This window comes from Brevibacillus fluminis, assembly GCF_003710825.1.
GTDB classification, from domain to species: domain Bacteria; phylum Bacillota; class Bacilli; order Brevibacillales; family Brevibacillaceae; genus Brevibacillus_D; species Brevibacillus_D fluminis.
Window position 1 is genome coordinate 87788 of sequence record NZ_RHHQ01000019.1, and the last position, 13907, is coordinate 101694.

A 13907-nucleotide genomic window follows, 5' to 3' on the forward strand; every position below is an offset into this window, starting at 1 on the left:
TTTCACTATGGATGCCTTAGCGTTGGAAAAAAAGGCGTTACGTGACGCCGAATTACGCGAACGGCTTTTGCAACTTAAGAAGGAACGTAACGCAATCATTCTTGCTCACTTTTATCAACGCCCAGAAATTCAGGAAGTAGCGGACTTTATTGGGGATTCGTTCGGTTTGGCCCAAAAGGCGAAAGAAACGGATGCAGACGTGATTTTGTTCTGCGGGGTTCACTTTATGGGAGAAAGTGCAAAAATTCTCAATCCCTCCAAAACGGTGATTATCCCGGATGAGCGTGCCGGCTGCCCGATGGCAGACATGGTGAATGTCGATGGGCTGCGCAAGCTGAAAGCACAGCACCCGAATGCCAAAGTTGTTGCTTACATCAATACGTCTGCAGATGTGAAAGCGGAAACGTACATTTGCTGCACGTCGTCAAATGCGCGTAAAGTCATTGAGTCGATCGATACCGATGAAATCATCTGGGTTCCGGATAAAAACTTGGGCCACTACGTATCCCAGTTCACTGACAAGAAAATGATCATTTGGGAAGGCTACTGCAATACGCATGATCAGCTTTCCGTTGAAGATATCATGAACATGAAGCAGCAGCATCCAAACGCGCATGTGGTCGTTCATCCCGAGTGCCGTCCGGAAGTGGTTGCTTTGGCTGACTATGTCGGTTCGACGACAGGCATCCTGAAATATTGCCGCGAATCGTCGCACAAAGAATTCATCATCGGTACCGAGGATGGTACTCGATACATGCTGGAAAAAGACAGTCCAGACAAAACCTTTGTGTTTGCATCCAAATATTTGGTTTGCCCGAATATGAAGGTAAACAACTTGAAAAAATGCGTAGAAGCGCTGGAAAATATGAAGCCGGAAATTTATGTTCCGGAAGATGTGGCAGACGCAGCTCGCGCTTCCTTGGAGCGCATGCTGGCGGTTGCTCCAGCTTAATCATAATATGGATACAGAGGGCAGAGCTCAAACCAATTGGGCACTGCCCTTTTTTTATTGCAAGGACAAGAATTGCGCCAGAAATGCTGTAGTGATGGGATGGAAAGAGCTGTGGCCGATGTGCAGAGCCATTTGACAAAAGAAATCTCACGTAATAATATATTTTTACGTGAATCAATCGTTTTATGAAAAGAGGTGATTCCTTGCAACCCGATATTTTGGAGACCTTTGTTGTGGAAACGCCGGAGCATGCGATGGTACTGCTCAATCCGCTGCGCGCGGAGATTTTGGGCCGTTTGACGGAACCGGCTTCAGCCGCAGAGGTGGCGCGTATGATTAATGAGACCCCACAACGGATCAATTACCATCTAAAAGCGTTGGAGAAAGTGGGTCTGGCCCGCCGGGTCGGCACGCGCCAGGTGCGTAATCTGGTGGAGGTGTTGTACCAGGCAATCGCTCGGACGTTTGTTTTGTCCGAGTCGCTTAATTGGAACCCGGAAACTGTGCAAAAAATGAAGGATCAAGGCTCATTGTCACATCTGATCACGATGACGGAACGAATGAAGCGGGATGCGCTCGTTTTGATGGAGCGGTCCGATGAGAATGCAGAGATTCCGAGTGCAACGCTCGAAACGAGCATCCGCTTGCAAGATCAGGAGCAGCGGCAAGCTTTTGTAGAGGAATATGTGTCACTGGTGAAAGGTCTGGTCGAGAAGTATCAGGCGAGATCAGGCAGCAAGGAAGAAGAGGCGTTCAATGTGGTGCTGGCGGTGTATCCGCAACTCAACCTGGGAGGGGAAACGAAATGAAACCTGTTCTGGTCTGGGAGACAAATCGCAAAAAGGCTGAACCTGGTGAGCGTTCTGGCAATGTAATCCCGTTTGAGCGTAATCGGTTAGGGGAGGTCGTGGAGCAGGAATCGATTCGAACGGAGTGGAAAGCAGGCTCCGGCAAAAACGGTGAGGGCTCCGAGGAGCCTGTCACGATCACTATGGTTTCTTCTGGCTTTACGACGAAAGCCAGAGCAGTCACTCCACAATCTGCTGCGGGCACGACGCAAATGCGTTTGGCAGCCTAACTCATTCGGAGGGGGAAAGTGAAATGAATCTGGTTCCTGTTGTTGTTGAGCAAACGAGTAGAGGTGAGCGGTCCTACGACATTTATTCACGGCTGCTCAAAGATCGGATCATCTTCATCGGGAGTGCGATCGATGACACAATCGCGAACCTGATCGTTGCCCAGCTGCTGTTTTTGGCTTCGGAAGACCCAGATAAGGATATCAGTCTCTATATCAACTCTCCAGGTGGGTCCGTCACCGCGGGCTTAGCAATTTACGATACAATGCAATTCATCAAGCCGGATGTATCGACGATCTGCATCGGCATGGCAGCATCGATGGGACAATTTTTGTTGACAGCTGGGGCTCCTGGGAAGCGCTATGCGCTACCGAATGCGGAGATCATGCTTCACCAGCCATGGGGTGGCAGCCAAGGGCAGGCCAGCGACATCAAAATCCAGGCGGACCGTATTTTGCGCCATCGGGAAATGTTGTTCCGCATTACAGCAGAACGATCCGGGAAGACGCTGGAACAAGTGATGAAAGACGGCGAACGGGATTATTTCATGGACGTCAAGGAAGCGAAGGAATACGGGCTCATCGACAAGATCATCGAAAAGCTGTAAAAATCAAAACAAAACCGCAGGGTATCTGTCCTGCGGTTTTTTCATGCAGTTTTCTCAAGCGAACTATCACATAGGCATTGGTGTAGGCGTCGGCTTGGCGTAGCCTTCTTTATACTGCTGGTCGATGTATGTACGGATTTCTTTTGGCGTTTTGCCGTCTTTGGTCATTTTCGCGGAAATCACTGCAATCTCCATGCAGGTGCCGCAGCGCGTGCCGTGGTCATCCCAGACAACGGAGCCGTCTTGTTTTACTTCCTTAATGAAGCAGTTGCCATTGTGCAGATGCCCCGCGCTCTCGCCGCAGCCGCAATAGCACGGTATCGATTTGAGCACATCCTGAATGCCTGCAGCAATCTGGTAAATGTCCTTGATTTGCGGTTCGACCTTATCTAGGAAGGTGGGGAGCGTCTTAATGGATGCCGTTACTTCTTGCAAGTCGCCGTTTGGCAATTGGTGAGACTGATGTTGCGAAGCCGAATCCTGGCTCGCGCAGCCGGTTAAGAGCGAAAGGGCAACGAGTCCGGCGTAAACAAAACGGGAACGCTTTTTCATGTCTGGGTAACCTCCTTATCATTCGAAGCGATTATACCATAGTTGTCCAAAGGAAACGGAGGGGGGGTATGTGACAAAATACGCTCAATTGAACCAAATCTGGAAATAACAAAAAAAGCAAATCGTAATCAGTCTTATTTACTTTTGAATTGCATATCACTATAATAGGTTCATGTACAGATAAATCGTAATCGTTATGATTGGATAGCGTCTAGGAGAGGAAGAATTGACACATGATTCGTAAACAATCCATGTTTTCGATAATAGCCGTGCTGACCGCAACGATGATGCTTTTGACTGCTTGCGGGCAAACAGCACCATCACAGAATACATCAGGATCCGCCCAAAATCAATCGGAAGTGAAGGCGGATGGCAAACTGCAAGTGTTCACATCATTTTACCCGCTTTATTACGTGGCGACGCGCATTGGTGGAGAGTATGTCAATGTGAAGAATATCGTCCCGGCTGGTGTGGAACCGCATGATTTCGAGCCGACGGCAAAAGACATCGTAGATATGTCCAAAGCCAATCTGTTCATTTACAATGGCAGTGGCTTTGAAGCGTGGGTGGAGAAAGCACTGCAAGGCTTCGACCAGAGTCAAATGACGGTTGTGAAGGCTACAGATGGCCTGCAATTGCTCAAAAATGCGGAAGAAGAGCATGTCGGCGAATCAGCCGAGGAGCATGATCATGGCGAGTTCGATCCACATGTATGGTTAGACCCTACACTGTTGAAGGCGCAGGCTGAAAAAGTGAAGGATGCGCTCGCAAAAAAAGACCAGGCACATGCCGCGGAATTTGAGAAAAATTATGAGAAATTGGCAGCTGATCTGGATACACTTGATAATGACTTCAAAAAAATGGTCGCTGCTGCGCCCAAGAAGGAATTCATGGTTTCCCACCGTGCCTTCAGCTATTTGGCACACCACTACGGTTTGGAGCAAATCGCCATTTCCGGCGTATCGCCTGCTGATGAGCCTACTCCTGCCGACTTGAAGGAATTGGTGGAGCGCGTAAAAGAGCATCATATCCAATATATCCTGTTTGAAACGTTGGTTTCGACCAAGGTTGCCGACGTGATTGCACGAGAGACTGGTGCGAAAACGGCGATGCTGAATCCGCTGGAAGGCTTGACAGAAGCTGACCAGCAGGCGGGGAAGGACTACCTGTCGATTATGCGTGATAATCTGGAGACGTTAAAAACGGCTCTGCAATAGACAAAGGATGATGAGTCTTGAAGGATACAAACGGTACAAAGGATGCGATCGTACAGTTGTCCAACGTTACATTTCAATATGATGATGGGAAAACGATTTTGGACCATGTCAACTTTGTGCTGCAAAAAGGGGACTTTTTAGGGCTGGTTGGTCCGAACGGCTCGGGTAAATCCACCTTGCTGAAGCTGATTCTGGGGCTGTTACCCGCAACGCATGGGCAGATTGATCTGTTCGGTACGCCGATTAACAAGTTCCGCGATTGGTCCAAGATTGGGTATGTCGCGCAGCAGGTAGCACACGGTGCCGGCGGTTTTCCTGCCACCGTGCGCGAGGTCATCGCGTCCGGACTGGTGGGAAAAGTAGGCTTGTTCCGCCGTATCACGCGGCAGCACCAGGCGTTGGTAACGCAAGCGGCAGAGCGCGTCGGCCTCGGAGATAAGCTGGATAAACGGATCGGCATTTTGTCTGGCGGTCAGCTGCAGCGCGTTTTCATTGCTCGGGCACTCGTCGCCGAGCCACAATTTTTGATTCTGGATGAGCCGACGGTGGGCGTCGATCAGGAGTCAATCGAACAGTTTTATGAACTGCTGCGTTCGCTGAAAGAAGAGAGCGAATTGACTATGATGATCGTGAGCCATGATGTCAGCGTCATGACCCAGTGGGTCAACAAGGTCGCCTGCCTACAAAAAGGGCTTCACTTCCACGGAACGGCGCACGAGTTCGTGCATAATCAAGAAAAAATCATGCAGCAGATGTATGGCAGCAATGTCCACCTGCTGGCACACAACCATTAGAGGTAAGAGTGTCTCATGCAAGTCTTTGCTGTGACCAACGAAGGCTCCGTCACCTGCTTGGCGTAGCTTAGTTTTCGAGCCGAAAGAAAGGGGTCCCCATGCTAGCTGATTGGTGGAACTATGATTTTTTGCGGTATACGCTGTTTTCCGGTATCCTGATCGGTCTGATTTGCCCGATTCTCGGTACTTTTCTCATCGTTCGGCGCTTGTCCATGATGGCTGACGGCCTGTCTCACGTGACGCTGTCGGGTGTCGCGGCAGGCATGCTGTTGGCGAAGAAGTTCCCGTTGTTCCAAGCGGTGAACCCGCTGTTTTTCGGGATGATTTTTTCCGTCATCGGCTCACTGTTTATTGAACGGTTGCGCAAGCTCTACAAGTCGTATCAGGATTTGGCGATTCCCATCATCCTATCGACCGGCTTAGGGCTGTTTACGGTTTTGGTCAGCATTGCAAAAGGCTTCAATACGGACTTATATGCATACTTATTCGGGAAAATCGTGACGGTGACCATAGAGGATCTGTTTGCGCTGATCGGCGTGGCGGTGGTCGTCTTGGGAACCGTGCTGCTGATTTACAAAGAACTGTTTGCGGTCTCCTTTGACGAGGAGTTCGCCCGCGTCTCCGGTGTTGCGCGGAAAACGATCAATCTATGGTTTATGGTTTTGGTGGCGCTCACGATCGCGGCGTCCATGCGCATCGTAGGGGTTCTCTTGATCTCGGCGCTGATCACGCTGCCTGTTGCGGCCAGCCTGCAAATTGCCGGAAGCTTTCGCCAGGCGATTATTTACGCGATTCTGTTTGCGGAAGCATCGGTTCTGGTCGGTCTCTATTTTGCCTATTTGCTCGATTGGGCTTCAGGCGGTACAATTGTTTTAGTATCGGTCGGTATATTGCTGATCGTCTTGGGTGTAAAAAAGCTGCGGGTATTGCGCAGGTAAATCAGCAAGGAGGCTTTCGTCATGACAGTCGAAGAAGCTTTGCAGATTTTGAAGGAACGGGGATATAAATATACGGGAAAACGCGAAGAAATCATTCGCATCTGCTCTGACGAAAAGCGGTATTTGTCCGCTAAAGATATTTTAGAGAGAATTAAAGAGCATTATCCGAATCTTAGTTTTGATACCGTATATCGGAATATATCCACGTTTGTCGATCTGGGGATATTGGAGGAGACCGAGCTGGATGGCGAGGGTAAGTTCCGCTTGGCTTGCAGCAACAACGGTCATCACCACCATCACGTCATTTGCACGGAATGCGGCAAAACATCGTCATTGCCGGGCTGCCCCATGAATTTGATGGCGACGATTCCGTCTGATTTTATGGTGACGGGACACAAGTTTGAAGTATATGGCACTTGCAAAGAGTGCAGTCAATGATGAAAAGCTACCTTACATGCAGCCTGTTTTGCGTGTTCGGGAGCTTTTTCCTTTTTGGGGCCATTTGTTATAATGAGACGAGATAGAACTACCTGACGTTGAAAACGAAGAGAGAAGGTAAACAAGATGGTTCCCCGTTACGTGATAGATTTTGACCTGAAGGCTTTGCCGCGGCTGAAGACCGATGTGGCCGTCATCGGCGCCGGGATCGCCGGGTTGTACACGGCTTTGCAGGCAAGCGAGTTTGCGGATGTCGTGCTGATCAGCAAAAGAGGGCTGGACGACAGCAACACACGTTGGGCGCAGGGCGGGATTGCAGCGGTCACTGCGAAGACCGACTCACCTGCGTTGCACCGCCAAGATACGCTGATTGCCGGAGCCGGACTTTGCTCGTATGACGCCGTCGACGTGCTGGTTCACGAAGGGCCGGAGCGTTTGCAGGAGCTGATTGCCTACGGCACGAGGTTCGACAAGGACGAAAAGGGCCGCTATGAGCTGACACAGGAGGGGGCGCATAGTCAGCGGCGCATTTTGCACGCACAAGGGGATGCGACAGGCGCAGAGATAGTCCGCGCCCTCTCCGCCAAGGTGAAAAACAATGCCCGCATCAAAGTGATGGAAGATCACTTTGTCATCGATGTCATCACGGATCAAGGGGAATGCGTCGGGGCACTTGTGATGCAGCCGGATGGCGAGCTACTGTTCGTGCAATGCTCGGCGACCGTGCTGGCCACGGGCGGAGCGGGACAGCTGTACCGTTATACGACCAACCCGGATATCGCAACGGCCGACGGGGTCGCGATTGCATACCGGGCGGGCGCTGACATCAAGGACGTCGAATTCATTCAATTCCATCCGACTGCACTTTACTATCCCGGTGCGCCCCGCTTTCTGATTTCCGAGGCGGTACGCGGAGAGGGTGCGATTTTGCGCAATATCGACGGCGAGCGTTTCATGCCGAACTACCATCCGCAAAAAGAACTGGCGCCCCGCGATATCGTGGCCCGGGCGATCGTATCAGAGATGGAGCGGACCAATTCATCCTTTGTGTACCTGGATATTACGCATGAATCGGAGACGCTGATCAAGCACCGATTCCCGACGATCTACAAGTTTTGCCTCCAGTATGGACTCGACATGGTGACAGACTGGATTCCAGTCGCACCGGCGTGCCACTACATCATGGGCGGGGTACGTACGGATTTGCATGGAGAAACGTCCACTAAGCGTCTGTTTGCATGTGGAGAGGCATCCTGCACGGGCGTGCACGGAGCGAATCGCCTGGCAAGCAACTCGCTGTCTGAGGCGGTCGTGTTCGGTCACCGGATCGTTCAGCGTATCAAGCAGTTGCAGCCGCTGGCGGATATACCGGAGCTGTCTTATTCCATCGATCGCAAGCAAAATCCGCCTGACATGGTGGCACAGCGCCTCAAGCTGCAAAAGCTGATGCTGCGCAATGTGGGTGTAAAGCGCAGCGAGGATGGTTTGGAAAAGGCACTGAAAGAGATCGAGCGGATGGATCGCCTCTTTGGCTATGAGCATCGGTCGACCCAAGCGTTTGAAAGCCTCAACCTGTTGACCGCCGCTGGATTGACGACGAAAGCGGCGCTCATGCGGGAGGAAAGCCGTGGCGGCCACTATCGGATCGATTATCCGAGCAAAGACGACTTGATTTGGCGCAAGCATATTGTATTGTCCTTAGAGCATGGAGTACGAGAGGAGAGCAATGAGTGATGTGGAGCAAACGGGAGCTGCGAGCAAAAATTGAAGATTGGCTGATGGAGGATATCGGCTCGGGCGATATCACTTCGGAGTGCACGATTCCGGAAGATGAGCAAGGCAAAGGCATTCTGTATGCAAAAGAGGCAGGAATCATCGCTGGTTTGCCGGTGGCGGAGCTTGTTTTTGAAACGGTGGATGCGGGGCTGACGTTCAAGGCATTGGTGAAAGAAGGCGAACGCGTCGAAAAAGGACAGGCGATTGTGGAAGTCTCAGGTTCAGTGCAATCGATTTTGAGCGGCGAGCGCTTGGCGCTGAATTTACTGCAGCGCCTCTCCGGAATCGCCACTCGTACGCGCGAGTTCGTCGATGTGCTGGACGGAACGAAGGCACGCGTTGTCGATACGCGCAAAACAACTCCGGGTCTGCGTCTGGTCGAAAAATATGCGGTTCGCATCGGCGGGGGGCACAATCACCGCTATGCGCTGTATGATGCAGTCATGATCAAGGACAATCATATCAAAGGCGCGGGGAGTATCACGAAGGCGGTAGAAGCGGCCCGAGCAAACATTCCGCATACGATGAAAATCGAGGTGGAGAGCGAAACGATCGAACAGGTGAAAGAAGCGCTGGCTGTTGGAGCCGATATCATCATGCTCGACAACATGTCGACGGAGATGATGCGTGAGGCCGTGTCACTGATTAATGGCCGCGCAATTGTAGAGGCTTCCGGCGGCGTGACGCTTGAGACAGTGCGTGCGATTGCGGAGACAGGTGTGGATGTGATTTCGGTCGGCGCCCTGACGCACTCAGTTCGCGCCTTGGACATTAGCCTTGATCTTAATCAGCGGAAGCGTTAGAAGGGGAACTGCCATGCTTTTGGTGATCGACATTGGCAATACCAATATCGTATTTGGTCTGTATGAAGGGGACGCGTTAGCGCATTACTGGCGCGTCTCCGCTGACCGCAATAAAACAGAAGACGAGTACGGGATGCTTGTGCGCAGCCTGTTCGATAGCGTCGGTCTCGCTTTTTCGATGATTGAAGGTGTCATCTACTCTTCCGTCGTACCGCCGCTCAATCATGTCATCGACAGAATGTGCACCAAATATTTTTGCAAAAAGCCACTGGTGATTGGTCCGGGGATCAAAACCGGGCTGAATATTAAAGCGGAATATCCGCGTGAAGTCGGAACCGACCGTATCGTCAATGCTGTCGCGGCCATGCACGAGTACGGTTCGCCTGTGATCGTCGTCGATTTCGGAACGGCGACTACCTTTTGCTATATCGACAAGCAGGGCCAATATTGGGGAGGCGCGATTGCGCCGGGTATCGGTATCTCGACAGAGGCACTGGTAAGCCGGGCGTCCAAGCTGCCGCGCATCGAGATCGCCAAGCCGGCCTCGGTGATCGGACGCAATACGATCGCTTCCATGCAATCGGGCATTTTTTATGGATTCGTCGGCCAGGTCGAAGGGATCGTACGCCGAATGATGGAAGAGGTAGGAACGACGCCGAAAGTGGTCGCGACTGGGGGGCTCGCCCCACTGGTTGCAAACGAGGCGACCTGCATCGATGTAGTTGATCCGAATTTGACGCTCAAAGGGCTTTGCTTGATTTACCGCCGCAACACATAGCGTCATTTTCCAGCTGTCGAACAGCATTTGGGGTTCTTGACAATCCCCGTAAACTTGAATAGAATAAAGTCAATTAAATAAACCGCTTACATTTTTGAGGCGTGTTACTGGTTTGCCAGGCATGAGCCGAAAAGGATCTTTCATTCTTTATGTGGAAAAGATACTTTTTTGGCTTTTATTTATTTGGTAGAGAGTTGGTGACGAAGGGTGGCTGCAGAAGCACAATATGTGATTCAACGCATATTCAATAACAACGTTGTGCTTGTCCACGAGCCTCCGTCCAACGTTGAAATCATTTTGCTTGGCAAAGGTATCGGATTTGGCAAAAAGATTGGCAACACCATATCCGGGGATCACGCCGATATTGAAAAAAAGTTCCGGCTCGAAGATGAGAAGCACATCAAGCAATATCGCTCGCTGATGAATCAGGTGGACCAAGCGGTGATTGGCATATCGGAAGAGATCATCGCATTGATTAGTAGAGAGATTGGGCCGGTGGTAAACGAGCACGTCCATGTGGCGTTGCCTGACCACATTCATTTTGCAATCCAGCGGTTGCGCAATAACCTAGAGATCGTCAACCCGTTTTTGTTCGAGATACAGACGCTATATCCGAAAGAGTTCGCGCTTGCACAAAAAGCGGCCGACATGATCACGAATAACTTCCCGATCCATATACCGGAGAGTGAGGTCGGTTTTCTCGCCTTGCATATCCACTCCGCTGTGAGCCACATTCCCGTGGCGAAAGCGGTTCAGTTCACCAATATCATCAGTGAAATGGTCAAAATGATTGAGGAATCAATCTCGACCACCATTGAGCGCGACAGCATCGACTATGTCAGGCTGATTACGCATCTGCGCTTTGCTGTCGAGCGGATCCGCCAGAACAAATCGATCAAAAACCCGCTCTTGGACCGGATCAAAATCACACTGCCGGACAGCTATGAGCTGGCGGTGAAGCTGGCAGAGCTCATCTCCGAGCGAATGGATGTCGTCGTTCCTGAAGATGAGATCGGCTACATTGCGATGCACCTGTTTCGTTTACAACCGGATAAATAAATGGCGTGTTACTAGTTCGACTAGGCATGAGCCAAGATTGGCGCAAGGAAAGCATTGTTTGCTTTTCGGCTGATCTTGCCTCATGCTTTTTTTGTTCAATGGATGGCAGACGGACCTAAAAGCCAGGCTCGAAAAAGTTTTTGAATTGCCGATTCGGATATAGTAAAGATAACGGTTTGGAGAATAGGAGGGCAACTATGTTTACGAAATGGTTTTCTAAGAAGAAGCAAGAAAAAGAAGCGGTGCTGATCGCACCGTTGACTGGTAGAGCAGTTCCTTTGGAATCGGTTCCTGACCCGGTTTTCTCGCAAAAAATTGCTGGTGACGGAATTGCAATCGAACCTACGCAGGGAAAACTGGTCTCTCCCGTGAATGGAAAAGTAGGGCATATTTTTCACACAGCGCATGCGCTGGTTTTGCAAAGTGAAGAAGGGCTGGAACTGCTGATCCACATTGGCTTGGATACCGTCAAGCTGAACGGTCAAGGCTTTACACCGCATGTGAAAGCGGGGGATGAAGTGAAGGCGGGAGACGTTTTGATCGAGTTCGACCTACAGGCGTTGGAGCAAGCCGGCTACAAAACGGTTACACCGGTATTGATCACCAATCTGGATAAAGTTGAACAAAAACAATTTATGGTGGGGAACAGCGTGACAGCAGGCTCTGACAAGATCATGGAACTTGTTTTGAAGTAGAGAGGAGTTTGCGATGCGCACCGTATATCGTGGGAGTGTTGTGGAGACCACACGAGTCGTTGAGAATGGAATCGTCGTGACGCAAGGGGAGCGTATCCTGTATGCGGGCGAAGAGGGCGGCTATGCCTATTCTGGAGACGAAGAGATTCGAGATTACAGCGGTCAGTGGATCATTCCGGGCCTGATTGACATCCATGTACACGGCAACGCTGGTCATGATGTCATGGATGGAACCAAGGAAGCGCTGGTCGCGATCAGTAAAAGCCTTAGCAGCTATGGCATAACTGGTTTTTTGGCCACGACGATGACAGCCCCGTTCGCAGAGATAGAGAGAGCGTTGAACGCGGTAGTCGAGACAGTGGGCAGTCCCGAATTGGCAGCTGAGGTGCTGGGCGTTCATCTGGAGGGACCGTGGATCAACCCGAAGATGAAAGGCGCCCAAGCGGAGGAAAATATCGTTCATCCAACCGAAGAGCGGGTGGACGCGATTTTGCGGCTGATCGGCGAGAAATTGTGCGTCGTGACCATCGCACCGGAAATGCCGGAAGCCATGGCAGCGATTCAAAAGCTGACCGAGCAGGGCGTCATCTGCTCCATCGGGCATTCCGATGCGACAATCGAGCAGGTGAACGAGGCCGTAGAACGGGGAGCATCCCATGCGACTCATATGTTTAATGGCATGCGCGGCCTGCATCACCGTGAACCTGGCGTCGTCGGAGCGACGCTGGTACATGATCGTATGACATGCGACATCATCGCTGATTTTATTCACGTTCACCCGAACGCCGTAGAGCTTGTCTATCGGATGAAAGGGCGAGAACGACTACTTCTGATAAGCGACGGAATGCGTGCGGTTGGCATGCCGGACGGAACCTATGATCTGGGTGGTCAAACCGTACATGTGCGCAAATGCATTGCCCGCCTAACAGACGGAACGTTGGCAGGAAGCACATTGACGCTCAATCGGGCCATCGGCCATATGGTCGAGACTTTGCGGCTGTCCGTCCCGGACGCTGTCTATATGGCCGCTACAGCACCGGCAGTGAAGCTGGGCGTAAGTGAGCGAAAAGGCAGCCTGGAGGTAGGCAAGGATGCGGATCTGGTCGTATTGGCACCGGATTACAGCGTGCGCGCAACCGTAGTAAAAGGACGAATGGTTTATCAGGAGGGAGAATCAGAATGATTCGCGTGATCGTAACGGAAGATTATCAGGAACTGAGCTATAAAGCATCACAATTGCTGAGCGCAAAATTGCAGAAAAAGCCGGAATCGGTGATTGGTTTTGCAACTGGAAGTACACCGATCGGCATGTATAAAGAGCTGATCCAAAGCTACAATCGCAAGGAAGTCGATTTCGGCCAAATGAGTACGTTCAACCTGGATGAGTATGTCGGGCTGACCCGCGAGCATCCGCAAAGCTATTACCATTTCATGCAGGAGCAATTATTCTCTCATATCAATGTGCGCCCTGAAAAAATATCGTTCCCGCCAGGCATTTTCTCCGATGCCGGGCAAGCTTGCCAGTCGTATGAAGATGCCATGAAAGCAGCTGGCGGCGTCGATCTGCAAATTCTCGGAATCGGCGTGAATGGACACATCGGATTCAACGAACCAGATCAGCATTTCACTTTGTATACACACATCGTCGAGCTAGCGCAAAAGACGATTGAATCGAATGCGCGCTTTTTCGGCAGTGAGGATGAAGTACCGCGCAGCGCGATCACAATGGGTATCAAAAGCATCATGGATGCGCGCTCGATCCTGCTCTTAGCGAGCGACCGCAACAAAGCGGAAGCCGTTCAGCAAATTTTCAGCGGAAAGGTCGATCCGCAGATTCCGGCCACGGTTCTGCAGCTTCACCCGGACGTAACGCTGGTGGTCGATCGGGAGGCGGCATCCCTGCTCAATAAAGAATTTCAAACGGGAGGCGTAAGTGTATGGTAAACATTCAAGTAACAGTCAACGCGGAGGGCGGTTTGCATGCCCGCCCCGCTTCCCTTCTGGTAAACACGGCTAACAAATTTTCGTCCTCGGTGAAAATAGTGAAGGACACCAAAATCGCCGATGCCAAAAGCATCTTGAACATAATGACGCTCGGCGCTAAAAAAGGCGAAACCTTGGCGATTCAAATTGAAGGCGTGGACGAACAGGTTGCATCCGCTGAACTGCAAAACCTCTTTGCAAACAATTTTGAAGTGTAAACGCTTGAAGGCAGGTGAATC

The 13907-nt window shown here is 51.1% G+C and carries 17 protein-coding genes; 16 read left to right on the top strand and 1 reads right to left on the bottom strand.

Going from position 1 to position 13907, the window contains the following annotated elements; translation table 11 throughout:
* The first annotated feature begins 7 nt into the window (after positions 1–7).
* The 4 genes from nadA (at position 8) to clpP (ending at position 2635) form a co-directional block, all read left to right on the top strand.
* Positions 8–952, top strand: a complete 945-nt coding sequence (gene nadA / locus EDM56_RS22995; RefSeq protein WP_122920270.1) for a quinolinate synthase NadA — start codon at positions 8–10, stop codon at positions 950–952.
* 254 nt (positions 953–1206) lie between these two features.
* A complete protein-coding gene (locus tag EDM56_RS23000) occupies positions 1207–1761 on the top strand; it encodes a helix-turn-helix domain-containing protein (RefSeq protein ID WP_425456354.1) in 555 nt (184 codons plus the stop codon).
* Entirely contained in the window at positions 1758–2030 is a 273-nt protein-coding gene (locus EDM56_RS23005; RefSeq protein ID WP_122920272.1) for a hypothetical protein, read from the top strand. Before EDM56_RS23000 ends, EDM56_RS23005 begins: the two co-directional genes overlap by 4 nt.
* 23 nt (positions 2031–2053) lie before the next feature.
* Positions 2054–2635, top strand: a complete 582-nt coding sequence (clpP, locus tag EDM56_RS23010) for an ATP-dependent Clp endopeptidase proteolytic subunit ClpP (protein ID WP_122920273.1) — start codon at positions 2054–2056, stop codon at positions 2633–2635.
* 66 nt (positions 2636–2701) lie between these two features.
* Here clpP and EDM56_RS23015 read toward each other — a convergent pair whose 3' ends face one another.
* Complete coding sequence (locus tag EDM56_RS23015) at positions 2702–3187, bottom strand: PCYCGC motif-containing (lipo)protein (protein ID WP_122920274.1); 486 nt, start codon at positions 3185–3187, stop codon at positions 2702–2704.
* A gap of 233 nt (positions 3188–3420) precedes the next feature.
* Here EDM56_RS23015 and EDM56_RS23020 point away from each other — a divergent pair, with 233 nt between their 5' ends.
* The 12 genes from EDM56_RS23020 to EDM56_RS23075 all read left to right on the top strand — a co-directional run bounded on the left by EDM56_RS23020 (position 3421) and on the right by EDM56_RS23075 (position 13886).
* Entirely contained in the window at positions 3421–4404 is a 984-nt protein-coding gene (locus EDM56_RS23020) for a metal ABC transporter substrate-binding protein (protein ID WP_246009496.1), read from the top strand.
* Between the two features lie 17 nt (positions 4405–4421).
* On the top strand, positions 4422–5198 hold the full coding sequence (locus EDM56_RS23025) for a metal ABC transporter ATP-binding protein (RefSeq protein ID WP_122920275.1): 777 nt from the start codon (positions 4422–4424) through the stop codon (positions 5196–5198).
* 98 nt (positions 5199–5296) lie between these two features.
* The gene (locus tag EDM56_RS23030; protein WP_122920276.1) at positions 5297–6136 is read left to right on the top strand and encodes a metal ABC transporter permease; all 840 of its coding nucleotides are present in this window, start codon (positions 5297–5299) and stop codon (positions 6134–6136) included.
* 21 nt (positions 6137–6157) lie between these two features.
* Entirely contained in the window at positions 6158–6574 is a 417-nt protein-coding gene (locus tag EDM56_RS23035) for a Fur family transcriptional regulator (protein WP_122920277.1), read from the top strand.
* A 126-nt stretch (positions 6575–6700) separates the two neighbouring features.
* Positions 6701–8308: an L-aspartate oxidase gene (gene nadB / locus EDM56_RS23040; RefSeq protein ID WP_122920278.1), complete on the top strand. Its 1608-nt coding sequence runs from the start codon at positions 6701–6703 to the stop codon at positions 8306–8308.
* A complete protein-coding gene (gene nadC, locus EDM56_RS23045; protein WP_246009497.1) occupies positions 8305–9153 on the top strand; it encodes a carboxylating nicotinate-nucleotide diphosphorylase in 849 nt (282 codons plus the stop codon). Before nadB ends, nadC begins: the two co-directional genes overlap by 4 nt.
* A 13-nt stretch (positions 9154–9166) precedes the next feature.
* Positions 9167–9931, top strand: a complete 765-nt coding sequence (locus EDM56_RS23050) for a type III pantothenate kinase (RefSeq protein ID WP_122920280.1) — start codon at positions 9167–9169, stop codon at positions 9929–9931.
* Positions 9932–10138: 207 nt separating this feature from the next.
* The gene (gene glcT, locus EDM56_RS23055; RefSeq protein WP_122920281.1) at positions 10139–10990 is read left to right on the top strand and encodes a glucose PTS transporter transcription antiterminator GlcT; all 852 of its coding nucleotides are present in this window, start codon (positions 10139–10141) and stop codon (positions 10988–10990) included.
* A gap of 197 nt (positions 10991–11187) precedes the next feature.
* The gene (locus EDM56_RS23060; protein WP_122920282.1) at positions 11188–11685 is read left to right on the top strand and encodes a PTS sugar transporter subunit IIA; all 498 of its coding nucleotides are present in this window, start codon (positions 11188–11190) and stop codon (positions 11683–11685) included.
* Between the two features lie 13 nt (positions 11686–11698).
* A complete protein-coding gene (gene nagA, locus EDM56_RS23065; RefSeq protein ID WP_122920283.1) occupies positions 11699–12868 on the top strand; it encodes an N-acetylglucosamine-6-phosphate deacetylase in 1170 nt (389 codons plus the stop codon).
* Positions 12865–13629, top strand: coding sequence for a glucosamine-6-phosphate deaminase (gene nagB, locus EDM56_RS23070; protein ID WP_246009498.1), 765 nt, complete (start codon positions 12865–12867; stop codon positions 13627–13629). The genes nagA and nagB overlap by 4 nt, the downstream gene beginning before the upstream one ends.
* On the top strand, positions 13623–13886 hold the full coding sequence (locus EDM56_RS23075) for an HPr family phosphocarrier protein (protein WP_122920284.1): 264 nt from the start codon (positions 13623–13625) through the stop codon (positions 13884–13886). Before nagB ends, EDM56_RS23075 begins: the two co-directional genes overlap by 7 nt.
* Positions 13887–13907 lie beyond the last annotated feature (21 nt).